Raw genomic sequence first — 16,827 nt, 5'->3', positions numbered from 1 at the left:
GAGGTCCCCCAGTGATCAGCCGACGGGCTGCGAGAAAATGGTCTTCTTCTGCCGTTCGATGCTGTTGCACAGCCCGTCGACGTCCTTCGGATTGCCGATGAAGTCCTGGATCGCCTGGATCATCACGGTGGAGGCGAAGTCGGGGCGGGTGTCGCGGTCCAGGAACTGCGAGATCTGCTTCGCGCCGGAGACGAGTTCGGCGGACTTCTTCTGCAGGGCGCTGTAAGCGGAGGTGTCGGCACCGGAGTTGACGGCCACGTTGTTCGGGTCGTACCGCAGGTAGACGTCCTCGGCCTTCGCTGTGCCGAGCCACTTGAGCAGGTCCTTGGCGGCGGCGACGTTCTTGGACTTCTTCGCGACGAGGAAGCCGTCGATGGGCGCCTCCACGGCGTCCTGGCCGTACTGCGGGTCGATCTCGGGGAACGCGAAGAAGTCGATGTCGTCGCGCTCGTTCTCCGGGAACTGGCTGCCGGGGTGCGGCATGCCGAAGACGGCCATGCCCGTCTTGCGCTGCTGAAGGCTCTGCCCGGCCTCCTCCCAGGTCCGGCCGAGGGCGCCCTTCTGGTAGTACGGCATCAGTTCGCGCCAGGTGTCGAAGACCTTCTTCACCCGGTTGTCGGTCCACGCCTGCTCGCCCGCCATCAGGGACTTGTGGAAGTCGTATCCGTTCAGGCGCAGGTTGATGTAGTCGAAGGTGCCCATGGCGGGCCAGCCGTCCTTGTCGCTGAAGGCGACCGGGGTGCCGTCCTTGGACATCTGCTTGGCCAGCGCGATGAACTCGTCCCAGGTCCTGGGCTGTTGGTAGCCCTTCTGCTGGAACAGGCTCTTACGGTGGAAGACCGCCCACGGGTAGTAGTAGTACGGCACGAAGAACTGCTTGCCGTTGTGCGTCGACTGCGCCTTCAGGGCGTCGGAGAACCCGGAGTAGGACGACCACACGTCGCTGATGTCGGTCAGCAGCCCCTTCTCCGCGAAGTACTGCATCCGGTACCCCGCGAACCACATGAAGACGTCGTCGGGCCGACCCTGGAGATAGCGGTTGATGTTCTCCTGGAAGTCGTTGTGGTCCTTGGTGTTGACCTTGACCTTCTTGCCGGACTGTTTCCGGTAGGCGTCGAAGGCCGCCGCGAACGCCTTCTTCGGCACCGCGTCCGAGGCGTTCGACCCGACGGTGACCTCATCCTTGCCTCCGCCGGGTCCTGAGCCGCAGGCGGACAGCAGGGCGGGAAGGGTGACCGCGCCCGCTCCGACGGCCGCGCCGCGCAGGACATTGCGCCGGGAGACCGGATGTCCTGCCGCACCGGTCGGCGGGACGAGCCGGTTGAACGATGACTGCGCCATGTCCCCTCCTCGGGGTGCGACTCAACACAACCGAACGCGAGAAGGGGATCTCATCGCCAACTCGGGGAGCAGTCAAGGGATCTGACGGGATATCGAACAACCGTTACCACTTCTCTTCCAACAGAGTTGGACACGTCCTACCATAACCGCGCACCGATGACGCGGACATGAGGTCATCCCATCTTTCGCGAGTTCGGAGGAGCGTTCCTATGCGTCACCCGTACACGCGCACCGCCCGTCGCACCGTGGTCGGGACTCTGGTCGCAGGACTGCTGTGCACCGCGGGACTCGCCGTCCCCGCCGTCGCCGCGCCCGCCGCGCCTGCCGTCCCTGCCGTCGCCGTCCCCGCCGCGCCCGTCGCCGCCGCGCCCGTCGCCGCGGCTCCCACACCGGACTCCGTCACGCCCACCCGGGCCGACGGGCTCGCCCTCACCCCTCCGATGGGCTTCAACAACTGGAACTCCACGAACTGCCGAACCGAGTTCGACGAGGCCATGGTCAAGGGCATCGCAGACCTCTTCGTCGCCGAGGGCCTGAAGGACGCCGGATACCAGTACGTCAACCTCGACGACTGCTGGGCCCTGCCCGCCCGCGACGCAAACGGCAAGCTCGTACCCGACCCGGCCCGGTTCCCGAACGGCATCGCGGCCGTCGCGGACTACGTGCACTCCAAGGGGCTCAAGCTGGGCATCTACACCAGCGCCGGCACCAAGACCTGCAACAGCGCCGGATTCCCCGGCGCGCTCGGCCACGAGTACAGCGACGCCCAGCAGTTCGCCGACTGGGGCGTGGACTACCTCAAGTACGACAACTGCAACAACCAGGGCGTGGACGCCAGGATCCGGTACACCACCATGCGGGACGCGCTGAAGGCGACCGGCCGGCCCATCGTCTACAGCATCTGCGAATGGGGCCAGAACAAACCCTGGGAATGGGCCTCCGACATCGGGCACCTGTGGCGCACCACCGACGACATCAGCGACAACTGGGGCTCGATGCTGTCGATCCTGAAGCAGAACCTGCCGCTCGCCCCGTACGCCGGTCCGGGCCACTGGAACGACCCCGACATGCTGGAGGTCGGCAACGGCGGCATGACGGACACCGAGTACCGCACCCACTTCTCGATGTGGTCCGTGATGGCCGCGCCGCTCCTCATCGGCTCGGACCTGCGCGAGGCCTCCGAGGCGACCCTCGACATCCTGGGCAACAAGGAGGTCGTCGCCGTCGACCAGGACCCGCTGGGCAGGCAGGGCGCCGTCGTCTCCTCCGAGGGCGGACGCTGGGTCGTGGCCAAGGAGATGGCGGACGGCAGCCGCGCCGTCGCGCTGTTCAACGAGACCGGCAGCCCGCAGCGCATCGCCACCACCGCGCGGGCCGTGGGCCTGCCCGACGCCGCCGCCTACACGCTGCGCGACCTGTGGCGGCACCGGTCCTACAACACCGCGGGCGCGATCTCGGCGACCGTTCCGGCCCACGGCACCGTCCTGGTCCGCGTCTTCGCCGACCGCCACTGGGCCGCGAACCCGCCCGCCGTCGAACTCGGCCTGGACGGGGTCCCGTTGCTGGAGGCGGGCAAGCCGGTGACGCTGACCACGACCGTCACCGACCTGGGCCGTACGCCGGCCACGCAGGTGTCCGTGTCCCTGACCGGCCCCAAGGGCTGGACGGTACGGCCCGAGTCCGCGTCCCGGGCCCCGTCCGTACCGACGGGCAAGGCGCTGCGCACCCGCTGGACGGTCATCGCACCGGCCGGAACACCGACGGGACCGTACGACCTGACACTCGAGGCGGGCTACCGCTCCCCCGGCGGCACCCGCGCCGACAGCGACCTGACCGTCGCCGCCGGTGTGGTGGTGCGGCCGCCCGCCGGGACGTCGTACCTCAGCGACCTTCCCTGGATGTCGGCCGCCAACGGCTACGGCCCGGTGGAGCGCGACACCAGCAACGGCGAGAGCGCCGCCGGTGACGGTCATCCGATCACCCTCGGCGGGGTGGTGTACGCCAAGGGGCTCGGCGTCCACGCGGAGAGCGCCGTCGAGTTCTACACCGGCGGCGCCTGCCGGGCGGTCACCGCGGACGTCGGTGTCGACGACGAGAAGGACGGCAAGGGCACGGTCGCGTTCGAGGTCTGGGCCGACGGCAGGAAGGTCGCCGCCACCGGGGTCCTCACCAACGCGTCGGGCGCGCAGCCGCTGTCGGCCGACGTGACCGGAGCGCAGGTGGTCCGCCTCGTCGTCACGGACGGCGGCGACGGCATCGACTCCGACCACGCGGACTGGGCGGACGCCCGCCTGATGTGCTGAGCCGGCTGAGGAGGCGTTCCCCGGCCGAGCCCGCGCCGGGGAACGCCGCCGCGTCCGGCCGGCACGGCCCGTGCCCTGGACCGCGGCCGCCGTGTCAGACCCCAGCCGCCGTCACGTCCGTTCGGGCCGCGAGCGCTGCGGCCGCCGCTCCGACCAGGCCGGCGTCGGTGCCCATCTGGGCCGGGGCGACCGTCAGACGCCGTACGAAGGAGAGGGTGGCGTAGTCGGCCAGGGCACGGCGGAGCGGGGCGAGGAGCACGTCCCCCGCCTTGGCCACTCCGCCGCCGATCACCGCGATGTCGACCTCGACCAGGGTCGCGGTGGCGGCGATGCCCGCGGCCAGGGCGCGGGCGGCGCGGGCGAAGGAGGCCACGGCGACCGGGTCCCCGGCGCGGGCGGCGGCGGCCACCGCGGCGGCCGAGGTGTCGCCGTCCGGGCCCGGGCGCCACCCCTGGTCCAGGGCCCGGCGGGCGATGTTCGGACCGCTCGCGATGCGCTCCACGCAGCCGCGCGAGCCGCACGGGCACGGGTCGCCGTCCAGGTCGACGCTGATGTGGCCGATGTGACCGGAGTTGCCGGTCGGGCCGGGACGCAGCCGCCCGTCGAGGACCAGGCCGCCGCCGACACCGGTGGAGACGACCATGCACAGCGCGTTGTCGTGCCCCCGGGCGGCGCCCTGCCAGTGCTCGGCCGCCGTGATGGCCACGCCGTCGCCGATCAGCTCCACAGGCAGGCCGCCGGCCGCGGCACTGGCCCGCTCGACCAACGGATAGCCGCGCCAGCCGGGCACGTTGACGGGGCTGACCGTGCCCGCGGAGGCGTCCACCGGGCCCGCGCTGCCGATGCCCAGGACCGTGGCACGCGACCACAGCGGCGACGCGCCCAGCTCGCCGAGCACCTCCCCGACGGCCCGCATCACGGTGTCCCCGTCCTCCTGCGCGGGCGTCGGGCGCTGCGCGCGTACCAGGATGCCGCCGCGGCCGTCCACCAGCGCTCCGGCGATCTTGGTGCCGCCGATGTCCAGCGCGGCCACGAGGTCGGTGTGCATCAGAGTCAGATCTCCCCGTCAACCATGAGAAAACCAAGAGGTGGGCGCAGTTCCGGTCCTACCGTAAGGGGCGCGGCCCGGAGTGTTCGATGGACAGTCTCTCGTGCGTATGACAACGTTGTCCAGGTTCTATGCTCGACGCCACATCCTCATACGAACCCATGGACCCGCGATCCCCGTGGACGCGTCACTTCTCCGTGGACGACAGGACAGGACGCCGCACCGTGCCCGAGACCGCCCGTCGAGCAGACCGCCCCGCAGACCGTCCCCACCGCGCCCTGGGGAACCGCTACGGCAGCCGTCCGACCATGAAGGACGTGGCGGCCCGCGCGGGCGTCGGCTTGAAGACCGTCTCCCGCGTGGTCAACGGCGAGCCCGGGGTCACCCCCGACACGGAGCGGCGCGTCCAGGACGCCATCGCGGCCCTGGGCTTCCGCCGCAACGACAGCGCGCGGGTGCTGCGCAAGGGCCGTACGGCGAGTGTCGGGCTGGTCCTGGAAGACCTCGCCGACCCGTTCTACGGGCCGCTCAGCCGTGCGGTGGAGGAGGTCGCCCGCGCGCACGGGGCCCTGCTGATCAACGGCTCCAGCGCGGAGGACCCGGAGCGCGAGCAGGAGCTGGCGCTGGCGCTGTGCGCACGGCGGGTGGACGGACTGGTCGTGATCCCGGCCGGTGACGACCACCGGTATCTGGAGCCGGAGATCAAGGCGGGTGTCGCGACCGTGTTCGTCGACCGCCCGGCCGGGAACATCGAGGCCGACGTCGTGCTGTCGGACAACTTCGGCGGCGCCCGCGACGGCGTCGCCCACCTGATCGCCCACGGCCACCGCCGGATCGGGTTCATCGGCGACATGCCCCGCATCCACACGGCCGCCGAGCGTCTGCGCGGCTACCGGGCGGCGATGGAGAACGCGGGCATACCGGTCGAGGACTCCTGGATGTCGCTGGGCGTCACCGACCCGGAGCGGGTGCGCCGGGCCACCGAGACGATGCTGTCCGGGCCCGACCCGGTCACCGCGGTCTTCGCGGGCAACAACCGCGTGACCGTCACCGTGATCCGCGTGCTGGCCGGGCACGCGCGCCGGGTCGCCTTCGTCGGCTTCGACGACATCGAACTGGCCGATCTGCTCGAGCCGGGCGTCACCGTCGTCGCCCAGGACGCGGCAGCCCTCGGCCGGACGGCCGCGGAGCGCCTCTTCCGCCAGCTGGACGGCACCCTCCTCGCCCCGGAACGCATCGAGATCCCGACCCGGCTGATCACCCGCGGCTCGGGCGAACTGCCCCCGTCGGGCTGAACCACCGCCGGCCGCAGGGACGCGCGGGAACGTGACCCGCAGCGTGCAGGAGCATGACCTCGGGGCCAGAGGTCCCTGGTCACGCTCCTGACGGTGGGCCGTGCGGCTACTGCGCCGACGCTGTGAGGTCGCCGCGGCGCGGGGCGGCGAAGGACTCCAGGTCGGCGCGGGTCAGGCCGCTGAGCCGCGTGACCTCGGCGGAGTCGAGGGCGCCGCAGTCCAGGCCGCGCAGCAGGTAGCCGCTGAGCGCCTTGGCGGTGGCGGGCTCGTCCATGACGTCGCCGCCGGCCCGGCTGACGTAGCGGGCCATCCGGGCGGCCGCCTGCTCGAAGCCCTCGCGGTAGAAGGCGAACACCGCCGCGTACCGCGTCGGGATGTGGCCGGGGTGCATGTCCCAGCCCTGGTAGTAGGCGCGGGCCAGGGCACGACGGGTGAGGCCGAAGTGCAGCCGCCAGGCGTCATGCACCTTCTCCGTCGGGCCGACCGGCAGGACGTTGGTGGAGCCGTCCGAGACGCGTACGCCCGTGCCCGCCGCGGCGACCTGCATCACGGCCTTGGCGTAGTCGGCGGCCGGGTGGTCGCTGGCCTGGTAGGCGGCGGAGACACCGAGGCAGGCGCTGTAGTCGAAGGTGCCGTAGTGCAGTCCGGTGGCGCGGCCCTCGGCGGCCTGGATCATCCGGGCGACGGCGGCGGTGCCGTCGGCGGCGAGGATGGACTGACTGGTCTCGATCTGGACCTCGAAGCCGAGCCGCCCCGGCGCCAGCCCATGGGCCTTCTCGAAGGCCTCGAGCAGCCGGGCCATGGCGGTGACCTGCTCGGGGTAGGTCACCTTCGGCAGGGTCAGGACCAGCCCTTCGGGCAGGCCGCCCGCCTCCATCAGGCCGGTGAGGAAGATGTCGAGGGTGCGGATGCCCCGGTCGCGGACCGCCGCCTCCAGACACTTCATACGGATGCCCATGTACGGTGCGGCCGTCCCGTTCCGGTACGCCTCGGCGACCAGTCCGGCCGCGCGGGCGGCCGCCTCGTCCTCCTCCGCGTCGGGGCGGGGGCCGTAGCCGTCCTCGAAGTCGATCCGCAGGTCCTCGATCGGCTCCCGCTCCAGCTTGGCGCGGACGCGGTCGTACACGGGAGCGGCCAGGTCGTCGCTCAGTCCGAGGACGGCGGCGAAGGAGGCCGCGTCCGGGGCGTGTTCGTCGAGCGCGGCGAGCGCCTGGTCGCCCCAGGAGCGGACGGTGCCGGCGTCGAAGACGTCGCCCGGGACATAGACGGTGTGCACGGGCTGGCGGGTGCCGGGGTCGCCCGGGTAGCGGCGCTCCAGTTCGGCGTCGACCGGCGCGAGGGAGGCGCTGATCTCCTCGCTGACGGCGCCCGCGAGGCTCGTCGCCACGTTCTCCTGCTGGCCCTGACCCATTCCACACCCTCCTGCTTTCCGCTTCATGGAATCAATAATCCGCAGAACGAAGTTATCCGTGGATCTTCCCGTGGGTCAACACCGTCTTTCTGCGACCGCCCACGCCTTCATCCTGGCGCGTGGGAGGCGGGGATCACCTGCCGAAGCCCGGGAGGGTGCGCTCGGGAGGGTGGGCCGCCAGGACGGGCCGAGGCCCCCGCGTCCCACCCGGAGAGGGCGGGGCACGGGGGCCTCGGTCGGTGCCGGAGGATCAGCCCTTGCGGGCCTTGATCTCCTCGGTGAGCTGCGGGACGACCTGGAACAGGTCGCCGACCACGCCGTAGTCGACCAGGTCGAAGATCGGAGCCTCGGGGTCCTTGTTGACCGCGACGATGGTCTTCGAGGTCTGCATGCCGGCCCGGTGCTGGATCGCGCCGGAGATGCCGTTGGCGATGTAGAGCTGCGGGGACACGGACTTGCCGGTCTGGCCGACCTGGCTGGTGTGCGGGTACCAGCCGGCGTCGACGGCGGCGCGGGAGGCGCCGACGGCCGCGCCGAGGGAGTCGGCGAGCGCCTCGATGACCGCGAAGTTCTCCGCGCCGTTGACGCCACGGCCGCCGGAGACCACGATCGCGGCCTCGGTCAGCTCCGGGCGACCCGTCGACTCACGCGGCGTCCGGCCGGTGATCTTCGTGCCCGTCGCCTGGTCGGAGAACGTGACGTCCAGCGCCTCGATGGCACCGGCGGCCGGGGCGGCCTCCACGGCGGCCGAGTTCGGCTTGACCGTGATGACCGGAGTGCCCTTGGAGACACGGGACTTGGTGCTGTACGAGGCGGCGAACACCGACTGGGTGGCCACCGGACCCTCGTCGCCGGCCTCCAGGTCGACGGCGTCGGTGATGATGCCCGAACCGATGCGCAGCGCCAGACGGGCGGCGATCTCCTTGCCCTCGGTGGAGGACGGCACCAGCACCGCGGCCGGGGAGACGGCCCCGACCGCGGCCTGCAGGGCGTCCACCTTCGGCACGACCAGGTAGTCGGCGTACTCGGGCGCGTCGTGGGTGAGGACCTTCACCGCGCCGTGCTCGGCGAGCGTCGCGGCGGTGTCCGCGGCACCGGCGCCGAGGGCGACGGCGACCGGCTCGCCGATGCGGCGGGCCAGGGTCAGCAGTTCCAGGGTCGGCTTGCGGACGGCACCGCCTGCGTGGTCGACGTAGACGAGGACTTCAGCCATGGGACTTCTTCTCTCCTGCTTGCGAAGGGGGGCGGTCGGCGGATTGCGGGCTCAGATGAACTTCTGGCTCGCGAGGAACTCGGCGAGCTGCTTGCCGCCCTCGCCCTCGTCCTTGACGATCGTGCCCGCGGTGCGGGCCGGACGCTCCGCGGCGGAGTCGACGGCCGTCCAGGCGTTCTCCAGACCGACCTCGTCCTCGTCGATGTCCAGGTCGGACAGGTCCCAGGACTGAACCGGCTTCTTCTTGGCCGCCATGATGCCCTTGAAGGACGGGTAACGGGCCTCGCCCGACTGGTCGGTGACCGACACGACCGCGGGCAGGGACGCCTCGAGCTGCTCGGAGGCCGCGTCGCCGTCCCGGCGACCCTTCACCGTGCCGTCCTCGACCGACACCTCGGACAGCAGCGTCACCTGAGGGACACCCAGGCGCTCGGCCAGCAGCGCCGGAACCACACCCATGGAGCCGTCGGTGGAAGCCATACCGGAGATCACCAGGTCGTAGCCGGCCTTCTCGATCGCCTTGGCCAGCACCAGCGAGGTGCCGATCGCGTCGGTGCCGTGCAGGTCCTCGTCCTCCACGTGGATCGCCTTGTCGGCACCCATGGACAGCGCCTTGCGCAGCGCGTCCTTGGCGTCCTCCGGACCCACCGTCAAAACGGTGACCTCGGCGTCGCCGTCCCCGTCGTACTCCTCCGACATCCGCAGCGCCTGCTCGACCGCGTACTCGTCCAGCTCGGAGAGCAGACCGTCCACGTCGTCCCGGTCGACGGTCAGGTCATCGGCGAAGTGCCGGTCGCCAGTGGCGTCGGGCACGTACTTCACAGTGACAACGATCCTCAAGCTCACGCCGGCTCTCCTACTGCATCGTCTTCTCTGGGCTGCCTTCCTGGAGGCAGCATAGGCGCCTGAAGCGGCCGATCCCGGTCAGGGCGACCGCGCGCTCCGAGTGGAATATTACTCGTCAGTACACCCAGTTCATGCCCGCTGAGCAAGCGCTTTGAACTGTGACCTTCGCAACGCAGCGTAACCGGAACCGAACGACTTCGCAGGAGAGCCGCGGGGTGATCAATCACGCAGCGCGCCGAAGCGGCCCTGGTGGTAGAGGAGTGGGCGGCCGACGCCCGCGGGGTCGCCCAGGACGACCTCGGCCAGCACGATGCGATGGTCCCCGGCCGGCACCCGAGTGACGACCCGGCACACCAGCCAGGCGAGCACCCCGTCGAGGACGGGCACCCCCTCGGGGCCCTCGCGCCACGCCGTCGGCGCTCCGAACCGGTCGGCACCGCTGCGCGCGAAGGTGGCGGCCAGGTCCTCCTGGTGCTCACCGAGTATGTGGACGCCGACGTGGTCGGTCGCGGCGATGGCCGGCCAACTGGAGCTGCCGGTACCGATACCGAAGGAGAGCAGCGGGGGCTCGGCGGAGACGGAGGCGAGGGAGGTGGCGGTGAAGCCGACCGGACCGGTCTCGCCCCGAGCCGTGATCACCGCGACGCCCGCCGCATGCCGCCGGAAGACGGAGCGCAGCAGCTGGGGGGAGGCGGACTGGACCGTGCCGAAGGCACCCAGGCCGGACGTGGCCGTCATGGAGTCGTCCTCCTGCTGGTCGGACGAGCGGGATCCGCGGCTGCTCAACAGTCCGGACGGCGCACGCTCGTGTGGCGGGCTGGGTCGACGCGGGGCCGCCCGAGAAGAAGGAGTTCCGAGGGCATGCGGTCAGGCTCACGATAGTTGGCGTGCACAGTCAAGTACGTCACGGGATGCGGGAGCTGCCCCACCGTCACGGACAGGGGCCTCACACCGCCTCCCCCAGCGCCGCGATGACGTCCGCCTTGCGCGGTTGTCCGGCGGCCCGCCGCACCACCCGGCCGTCCGCGTCGAGGACGAGCACGGTCGGCGTCCTGAGGATCCCGAGTTCGCGCACCAGGTCGAGCCGGGCCTCGGCGTCGACCTCGACGTGCGCCACCCCGGGGACCATGCCGGCCACCTCGTCGAGGATCCGCCGGGTCGCCCGGCAGGGAGCGCAGAAGGCGCTGGAGAACTGCACCAGTGTGGCCCGCGCGCCGAGGCCCTCACCGAGTTCGGCCGCCCCGAGCCGCCTGCCCTCGCCACATCCCCGCACGCCCGTTCTCCCCTTTCCCGCTGTTCCGCTGTTCCGCTGTTTCGCTGTTCCGCTGTTCCGCTGTTCCGCGGGTTCGCTGTTCCGCCGACGCGCTTTCACGAACACGCCTTCCCTGTCAGCGTCCGCGCGGGCGCGGAGATTCCCGGCAGCCGGGACGCTCCCCCGGGCGGCCGCCAAGGCCGGCGCCCCTGGACACATACACCCCCGCTGGGCCGTCGGGCGGAATCTCAGGGGTGACGTGACGAGGATCTCGCCGTGGACGGGCACGTGGGCTGGCTCCCGGGCCGTTCTTGGGGCACGATCTGCGACAGGCCGTAAACCTACGGCAGCGTAACTTCCGCCGGGAGCCCCTTCCCTGGCAGACAGAAGGGTCCGTCCCGCTCATGGCAGAGCTCGTCTACCGCCCCGTCATCGGTCTCGCCCGTACGATGTTCAAGGCGTGGGACCTCAAGATCGACTGCCAGGGGTCGGAGAACATTCCGCGCACGGGCGGCGCCGTGCTGGTGAGCAATCACATCAGCTATCTGGACTTCGTCTTCAACGGGCTCGCGGCGCTCCCGCAGAAGCGCCTGGTGCGTTTCATGGCGAAGGAGTCGGTCTTCCGGCACCGGATCTCCGGGCCGCTGATGCGCGGCATGAAGCACATCCCGGTGGACCGCGCCAACGGCGAGGCGGCGTACGCGCGGGCGCTGGACTCACTGAAGTCCGGCGAGGTGGTCGGGGTGTTCCCGGAGGCCACGATCTCGCAGTCGTTCACACTGAAGGGCTTCAAGTCGGGCGCGGTCCGCCTGGCCCAGGAGGCGGGCGTCCCCCTGGTGCCGATGGCCGTCTGGGGCACGCAGCGGCTGTGGACCAAGGGTCACCCGCGCAACTTCAGGCGCAGCCACATCCCGATCACGATCCGGGTGGGCGAGGCCATGGAGGCCTCCCGCGAGCAGTACGCGGGCGCCCTCACCCGCAAGCTGCGCGAGCGCGTCCAGGAACTCCTGGAGGCCGCCCAGCGCGCCTACCCGGTCCGCCCCCGGTCCGCCGACGACACCTGGTGGATGCCCGCCCACCTCGGCGGCACGGCCCCGACCCCGGACCAGCTCCGCACGGCCGGGGCGCACTGACCCCGGACCGATTTCCCCCAGGGCCTGTTGCGCACTGATAGGGCCTTTGCGCACTGACCGGCGTCGCACAGCAGACCGGGAAGATGACGGACAGGCCTGCGCCTAGGACGCGGGCGGCCGTACGGTGACCTCGGCGCCCGGGCTGAACTTCTCCAGCAGTTCGGCGAGTTCCGCCGCCGCTGCCTGCACCTCGGCCACCGGCATCGGGAGCAGGCTCTCCAGCAGGAAGATGCCCGACGTGGTCTGCTCGGTGAGGCGGGTGCGCGGGCCTTGGCGCCAGTTCCAGCGGCGGCAGGTCACGCCGGCCCCGTCGCACCACACCACCTCGCCCGCGTCCGGGTGCTCGACGGTCTCCTCGCCGCCCGCGACGGTCACGAAGTCCTCCTCGCCGCCGGCGCGCACCAGGCGCATGCCGCCCTGGATCCGGTCGAGGTCCTCGCCGCCGACGGGGACGAGGTGGGCCACGCTGATGGCGTTGTAGAGGTCGACGAGCAGGTTGATGCGGGGCAGGCCGGCGTCGGTCAGCGCCCGTCGGGCCAGCGCCTCGGCCGAGTTGCGGGTGCGGGAGGGCTTGGAGCCGAACGCCGTGTACGTCTCACGCCAGGCGGCCATGTGCGGGTCCTCGTGCGGGGCGCGTCCGTCGAGGCGTGCCGCCAGACGGCGTGCGGCGTCGTCGAGGAGCGCCGAGGAGGCCTCGGTGCTCGGTCCGCCCACCAGCCCGTGGGCCTCGACGGCCACGTGCGTGAAGCCGGGCGCGAGTGCGCGTACCTCGTCGGACACAGTGAGCGTCAGTGCCATGTTCTCCCGCCTCGCGGTCAGAGTGCGGCAGGGAGCGTCTTCCACAGCCGCGGCCGGTCCGGAGCGGCCGTGAGGGCGGCCAGCACGGCCGGGTGCGGTTCAGCGTACAGCACTGGGTAGTCCAGCTCGTTGGACTTCGGGTCGGGTACGAAGGCCAGCCGCTCGCCGGTCAGGGAGAACCGGGCGTCGACACCCGGCTTGTTGCCGCGCGGGTCCTGCCGGTGCCAGGCTCCGTTGAACCGGACCGCGACCATTCCGTGCACCACGTGCCCACCGCCCTCGTCCCGCGTCAGTCGCTGGTAGCACAGCGCCGTCGGGATGTCCTCGGCCCGCAGCAGCGCCGCCAGGGCATGGGCCTTGGCGTAGCAGATGCCGGTGCGCAGGCGGAGGGCGTCGGAGGCGCGCCAGGTGACGCGCGGGTCGCCCGCGTCCAGCGAGTGCGGGATGGCGTCACGCACGAACTCGTACGCGACACGCGCATAGTCATACGAGTCCGCCGCGTCCTGCGCAAGGCGGGCAGCGGTCTCGCGGACCACCGGGTGCTGATGGTCGATCGCCTCGTCGGCGGCCAGATAGGCGGAGAGGTCGGAGGTGTGCTGGATCAGCTCCATGCCCGCAGAGCATAGGAATGCGACCACTCACCGGTCAATGACTTTTCCGTGCACTGCATACCTATGCATAGTCGGAATCTCTTGCCGGCTTGTTCGGGCTGTTCAGGAGGTCACGCTCGGCAGGGGTGAGCTGGGGGCCGTCGAGTGGCGGGCGGAGGGGACCGAGGAGGGCTGACAGCAGCACGCCGGGTTTGACGAGTGAGGCGGGCGCGGCCTGCAGGGCGAGCACGTCGGTCAGCGCCGTCGCGGCGTGGAAGGAACCTGTCGCGGTGCGGGACAGGCGGCTGACGTAACGGTGCAGGAGGCGGTCGGCGAGGGTCGGGCTCTTGCCCTTCGTGGTGGCGAAGTGGATGTCCTGTCCGGTGGCGAGAGCCCACGCGTGGTCGATGGGGCGGGCGATGGCGCGCTGGGCGCGGTGGGCGAGCCCCGTGGTGAGGCCGCCCGAGAGCAGCTCGCGCAGGGCGAGGGCGCCTTGCGCCGCCACTGATATGCCCTGCGCGTACACGGGGTTGAAGACCGCCGCCGAGTCTCCCAGTACCACCAGGCCCTCCGGCCGGCGGGCGAGTCGTTCGTAGCGGTAGCGCCGGTTGGCGGTGCTGTGGCTGACGCTGACGTCGGTGAGCGGTTCGGCGTGGGCCAGGAGGTCGGCCAGGAGGGGGTGGCGCAGGGTGCGGGCGAAGGGTTCGAAGGCGTCCGCGTCACGGGTGGGATGCCCGCCGGGGGCACCCATCAGGCTGACGTGCCAGCGGTTGCCCTCGATCGGCAGCATGCCGCCCGCCTTGCCGGGCCGGGGCAGCCGCGGGTCGGCCTGCACACCGACCATGGGCCAGTCGTCGGTGGGGACGGGAGCACGGTAGATCCGGCTGGCGTAGACCAGACCGGAGTCGATGTGGTCCTGCGCGAGGCCGGTGATGCCGAGCCCGGCGAGCCACTGGGGCGTGCGGGTGGCCCGGCCCGAGGCGTCGATGACCAGGTCGGCACGGAGTTCGTCCTCCGTCCCGTCGGCGGTGCGGACCCGCACGCCCGTCACGGTGCGGCGGTCGCCGAGCAGCCCGACCGCCCTGGTACGTGTGCGCACGCCGACCCGGGGGCCTTCGAGGACCTGTTGGCGGACGACGAAGTCGAGCAGGTCCCGGCTCGCGCTGATCAGGTAGTGGGTGGCGCGCTGCCAGCGGCGGTACCAGCCCTCGGGAGAGCAGATGACCATGTTCGAGGTGACGGGGATGCGGTGGGCTCCCGCGGCCAGCAGACGGTCGATGCTGCCGGGCAGGAGATCCTCGATCGCCTCGGCGCCGCCGGTCTGCAGCATGTGGATGTGCACGGCCTGGGGAACACCGGTGCGCGGCTCGGGTCCTTCGGGCAGTTCGTGGGCCTCGACGATCTCGACGGCGTCGACGTGGTCCCTGACGGCGGCCGCGGCGAGCATGCCGGCCATGCTGCCCCCGATGACGACTACGCGGACGGGACGGTGGCGCGGGGCTTCACTCATGGCGGGCTGCTTTCCTCGGAGCACGAAGGTGATTCAGGAGGTCGGGCAGTACGGGCGAGGTGAGCGCACGGGACAGGGGAACCAGGTCCTGCGCGCGCCCTGCCGGTGTGCGCGTCATGGCCTGCGGCGGTTCGGGGTTGGCGCGCTGCCGGTCGCGCGCGACCAGGATCACGGCCGCGTCGGCGGTGACCGCCGCGCGGGGCGTGTCGTCGCCGTGGCGAAGCGCCGCCTCGTAGGCAGCCGCGCGAACGGCGGGGTCGCAGTACGGGCTCAGCGTGAGGAGGGCGTCGTACAGGGCGGTCCTGCGAGCCGTGAGCAGCACGGCCGGCGGAGTCCGCCACCAGGGCAGCGACGCGCGGATCGCGCCAGGGGTGGGCACGTCCCGCAGGGCCCGCCACAGCGGTGTGAGCTGCCGCAACTGCCGCACCGCTCGAGCGGTCCCCGCCACCCGGGGGCCGGCCAGCGGAAGGGCGAACCCGACGGCGCCGAGAACGGCGACGGGAGCGGCGAGCCGGACCGAGACCTCGTCGACGAGGAAGTCGAGGTGGTGGCCCGTCCACCGGGCAGCCACCGCCACGAGCCTGATGAGGTCGTAGCACACGATGATCAGGTAGGCGAGGGCAAGGATACGCAGGCCTGCCCGGAGCGACCCGCGGACCTCCCTGGACCACCGCCAGCACAGGATGCCGGCGGCCATCATGGCCACGCCCTGGGCCACCAGGTACGTGACGATCAACTCGCGGATGTAGGGGGTTTCGGCGTAGTAGACGTCGAAGAGAGTGACCTGCTCGACGGGAGCGTCCCCGGCCCAGAACAGGACGATGACGGCCACGACGACCAGGCTGTAGGCGCTCACGCACAGGCGTGAGAAGCGCCGGGTCCGCTCCGGGGGCGCAGGCCGCCAGTTGATGATCAGCAGGAGACTGGCCCCGGCGAACGCGGTCGTCACCGCGTATACGGCGGCAGCGGCGATGTTGGGTGTCCCGGTGAGCCGGTTGAGCGTGGTGATGGAATCCGGGGCGGCGAGGATCAGCTGGCAGCCCCCGGCGAAGAGCAACAGGCAGGCCGCACGCAACAGCGTGTCGTGCCGCCTGCGGAGCAGAGCGGGGATCTTCAGGGCGCAGACCAGCAGCAGGATGAGCCCGCAGACGTAGAAGCCGATGTTGCTGGGGCCGGATGTCACCGTGCTGCTTCGCTCCTCTGTGGTGGGTGTGACAGGCGGCTTCGCCGGGCGGGATCAGTTCCGGCGGAAGCGATGCGCCATGGAGGCCTGGATGCGCCCGGCGAGGTCGTGCGGATCGACGGGAGCGCGGGTCTCCGCCAGGGCGGTCCGCACGTCCGTGGCGAACCGGAAGCCGAAGCGTTCCGCTTCGACCTCTTCGTCGATCTGGCGGGTCTCGGCGCGGGCGGCGAAGTGGAGCGCGATGTCCATGCGTGCGCCGGGAGACAGCTCGGTGTCGGCCGCCGCGAAGACGCGGGCCGCGAGTTCGGCGAGCGCGCCCGCCTCGGTGTCCCCCGTGCGCGCGGCCGTGCCGTGGGCGGTGCCGCTGCCGCCATGGCCCTGGAACATGTGCCACGCCTCGTGGCCGATGATCACAAGCTGGTGCTCGGGATCGGTGTTCTCCTCGTAGACGATCAGGTCGTGACTGGTGCGGTCCACCCACAACCCGCTGACCGTCGCCGGCGGGAACACCGCTTTGTGCAGCCGGACGGGTCGGCCGCGCACCTGGCCGAGGGCTTGGCCCACGGCGACGGTGACGTCCTCGTTCTCGGCCGGTGGCCGAAGGTTTCCGACGAGTTGAGCGCTGAGCCTTCGCATCGCCCTGGACGCGCTACTCATCGGTGCTCTTCGCCGTCGGGTTCCACGCCGGGGACGGTGCCCGCCGACGGTTCACCACCTCGCACCCGCTCTTGGAGCGGTGCGCGGTGAGGCGCTCAACTGCCGCTGCCAGAAGGGGACGGGCTCCACCAGGGGGCCTCCTGTCCTCCGAGGGCGGGCAGTTGATCAGAGCGGTGCGTGCACGGCACCTTACCGACGCCCCTCACCGCTATCAACGATCGTTTACCGCCAACTCGCCGATCGGGTC

The 16,827-nt window shown here is 71.4% G+C and carries 15 protein-coding genes; 3 read left to right on the top strand and 12 right to left on the bottom strand.

Features of this window, described 5'->3' with window-relative positions; translation table 11 throughout:
* Nucleotides 1–15: 15 nt before the first annotated feature.
* Nucleotides 16–1,341 (bottom strand): ABC transporter substrate-binding protein, encoded by a 1,326-nt coding sequence (locus ACIHCX_RS15905; protein WP_400029655.1) that lies wholly within the window; start codon nucleotides 1,339–1,341, stop codon nucleotides 16–18.
* Nucleotides 1,342–1,550: 209 nt separating this feature from the next.
* On the opposite strand from ACIHCX_RS15905, the gene ACIHCX_RS15900 reads away from it, so the two are divergent.
* A complete protein-coding gene (locus tag ACIHCX_RS15900) occupies nucleotides 1,551–3,644 on the top strand; it encodes an NPCBM/NEW2 domain-containing protein (protein WP_400029653.1) in 2,094 nt (697 codons plus the stop codon).
* Between the two features lie 94 nt (nucleotides 3,645–3,738).
* Here ACIHCX_RS15900 and ACIHCX_RS15895 read toward each other — a convergent pair whose 3' ends face one another.
* On the bottom strand, nucleotides 3,739–4,692 hold the full coding sequence (locus ACIHCX_RS15895; protein ID WP_400029651.1) for an ROK family protein: 954 nt from the start codon (nucleotides 4,690–4,692) through the stop codon (nucleotides 3,739–3,741).
* 224 nt (nucleotides 4,693–4,916) lie between these two features.
* Here ACIHCX_RS15895 and ACIHCX_RS15890 point away from each other — a divergent pair, with 224 nt between their 5' ends.
* Nucleotides 4,917–5,987: a LacI family DNA-binding transcriptional regulator gene (locus tag ACIHCX_RS15890; RefSeq protein ID WP_400029649.1), complete on the top strand. Its 1,071-nt coding sequence runs from the start codon at nucleotides 4,917–4,919 to the stop codon at nucleotides 5,985–5,987.
* 106 nt (nucleotides 5,988–6,093) lie between these two features.
* Here the strand turns inward: ACIHCX_RS15890 and ACIHCX_RS15885 are convergent, their stop codons facing one another.
* From ACIHCX_RS15885 to ACIHCX_RS15865, 5 genes are all read right to left on the bottom strand, one after another.
* Nucleotides 6,094–7,398, bottom strand: a complete 1,305-nt coding sequence (locus ACIHCX_RS15885; protein WP_400029647.1) for a DUF6986 family protein — start codon at nucleotides 7,396–7,398, stop codon at nucleotides 6,094–6,096.
* A gap of 250 nt (nucleotides 7,399–7,648) precedes the next feature.
* Nucleotides 7,649–8,611 (bottom strand): electron transfer flavoprotein subunit alpha/FixB family protein, encoded by a 963-nt coding sequence (locus tag ACIHCX_RS15880; protein ID WP_400029645.1) that lies wholly within the window; start codon nucleotides 8,609–8,611, stop codon nucleotides 7,649–7,651.
* 51 nt (nucleotides 8,612–8,662) lie between these two features.
* Entirely contained in the window at nucleotides 8,663–9,457 is a 795-nt protein-coding gene (locus tag ACIHCX_RS15875) for an electron transfer flavoprotein subunit beta/FixA family protein (RefSeq protein ID WP_400029643.1), read from the bottom strand.
* Between the two features lie 219 nt (nucleotides 9,458–9,676).
* Nucleotides 9,677–10,195 carry a flavin reductase family protein gene (locus tag ACIHCX_RS15870; protein WP_400029641.1) on the bottom strand — a complete coding sequence of 173 codons (519 nt, stop codon included), beginning with the start codon at nucleotides 10,193–10,195 and terminating at the stop codon, nucleotides 9,677–9,679.
* Nucleotides 10,196–10,403: 208 nt separating this feature from the next.
* Entirely contained in the window at nucleotides 10,404–10,730 is a 327-nt protein-coding gene (locus ACIHCX_RS15865; RefSeq protein ID WP_400029639.1) for a thioredoxin family protein, read from the bottom strand.
* Between the two features lie 383 nt (nucleotides 10,731–11,113).
* On the opposite strand from ACIHCX_RS15865, the gene ACIHCX_RS15860 reads away from it, so the two are divergent.
* Nucleotides 11,114–11,842 carry a lysophospholipid acyltransferase family protein gene (locus ACIHCX_RS15860; RefSeq protein ID WP_400029637.1) on the top strand — a complete coding sequence of 243 codons (729 nt, stop codon included), beginning with the start codon at nucleotides 11,114–11,116 and terminating at the stop codon, nucleotides 11,840–11,842.
* A gap of 102 nt (nucleotides 11,843–11,944) precedes the next feature.
* On the opposite strand, the gene ACIHCX_RS15855 is transcribed toward ACIHCX_RS15860, so the two are convergent.
* The 5 genes from ACIHCX_RS15855 to ACIHCX_RS15835 all read right to left on the bottom strand — a co-directional run bounded on the left by ACIHCX_RS15855 (nucleotide 11,945) and on the right by ACIHCX_RS15835 (nucleotide 16,580).
* Nucleotides 11,945–12,640, bottom strand: a complete 696-nt coding sequence (locus ACIHCX_RS15855; RefSeq protein ID WP_400029635.1) for a B3/4 domain-containing protein — start codon at nucleotides 12,638–12,640, stop codon at nucleotides 11,945–11,947.
* Between the two features lie 17 nt (nucleotides 12,641–12,657).
* Entirely contained in the window at nucleotides 12,658–13,251 is a 594-nt protein-coding gene (locus ACIHCX_RS15850; protein ID WP_400029633.1) for a transglutaminase domain-containing protein, read from the bottom strand.
* A gap of 61 nt (nucleotides 13,252–13,312) precedes the next feature.
* Nucleotides 13,313–14,740 carry an FAD-dependent monooxygenase gene (locus tag ACIHCX_RS15845; protein ID WP_400029631.1) on the bottom strand — a complete coding sequence of 476 codons (1,428 nt, stop codon included), beginning with the start codon at nucleotides 14,738–14,740 and terminating at the stop codon, nucleotides 13,313–13,315.
* Nucleotides 14,733–15,923, bottom strand: coding sequence for an MAB_1171c family putative transporter (locus ACIHCX_RS15840; RefSeq protein ID WP_400029629.1), 1,191 nt, complete (start codon nucleotides 15,921–15,923; stop codon nucleotides 14,733–14,735). Before ACIHCX_RS15840 ends, ACIHCX_RS15845 begins: the two co-directional genes overlap by 8 nt.
* A gap of 54 nt (nucleotides 15,924–15,977) precedes the next feature.
* The gene (locus tag ACIHCX_RS15835) at nucleotides 15,978–16,580 is read right to left on the bottom strand and encodes a toxin-antitoxin system, toxin component (protein ID WP_400029627.1); all 603 of its coding nucleotides are present in this window, start codon (nucleotides 16,578–16,580) and stop codon (nucleotides 15,978–15,980) included.
* Nucleotides 16,581–16,827 lie beyond the last annotated feature (247 nt).

Source organism: Streptomyces sp. NPDC052043, assembly GCF_044548235.1.
Lineage (GTDB): Bacteria > Actinomycetota > Actinomycetes > Streptomycetales > Streptomycetaceae > Streptomyces.
The sequence above is the reverse complement of the archived record's forward strand: the minus strand, read 5'-3'. Positions and strand labels throughout refer to the sequence as shown.

Bases quoted from the DNA above. Each gene is read 5' to 3' on its own strand.
- ACIHCX_RS15850 (WP_400029633.1), bottom strand. From the start codon at position 13,251: ATGGAGCTGATCCAGCACACCTCCGACCTCTCCGCCTATCTGGCCGCC.
- ACIHCX_RS15880 (WP_400029645.1), bottom strand. From the start codon at position 8,611: ATGGCTGAAGTCCTCGTCTACGTCGACCACGCAGGCGGTGCCGTCCGC.
- ACIHCX_RS15870 (WP_400029641.1), bottom strand. From the start codon at position 10,195: ATGACGGCCACGTCCGGCCTGGGTGCCTTCGGCACGGTCCAGTCCGCC.
- ACIHCX_RS15895 (WP_400029651.1), bottom strand. From the start codon at position 4,692: ATGCACACCGACCTCGTGGCCGCGCTGGACATCGGCGGCACCAAGATC.
- ACIHCX_RS15860 (WP_400029637.1), top strand. From the start codon at position 11,114: ATGGCAGAGCTCGTCTACCGCCCCGTCATCGGTCTCGCCCGTACGATG.
- ACIHCX_RS15845 (WP_400029631.1), bottom strand. From the start codon at position 14,740: ATGAGTGAAGCCCCGCGCCACCGTCCCGTCCGCGTAGTCGTCATCGGG.
- ACIHCX_RS15855 (WP_400029635.1), bottom strand. From the start codon at position 12,640: ATGGCACTGACGCTCACTGTGTCCGACGAGGTACGCGCACTCGCGCCC.
- ACIHCX_RS15835 (WP_400029627.1), bottom strand. From the start codon at position 16,580: ATGAGTAGCGCGTCCAGGGCGATGCGAAGGCTCAGCGCTCAACTCGTC.
- ACIHCX_RS15885 (WP_400029647.1), bottom strand. From the start codon at position 7,398: ATGGGTCAGGGCCAGCAGGAGAACGTGGCGACGAGCCTCGCGGGCGCC.
- ACIHCX_RS15900 (WP_400029653.1), top strand. From the start codon at position 1,551: ATGCGTCACCCGTACACGCGCACCGCCCGTCGCACCGTGGTCGGGACT.
- ACIHCX_RS15905 (WP_400029655.1), bottom strand. From the start codon at position 1,341: ATGGCGCAGTCATCGTTCAACCGGCTCGTCCCGCCGACCGGTGCGGCA.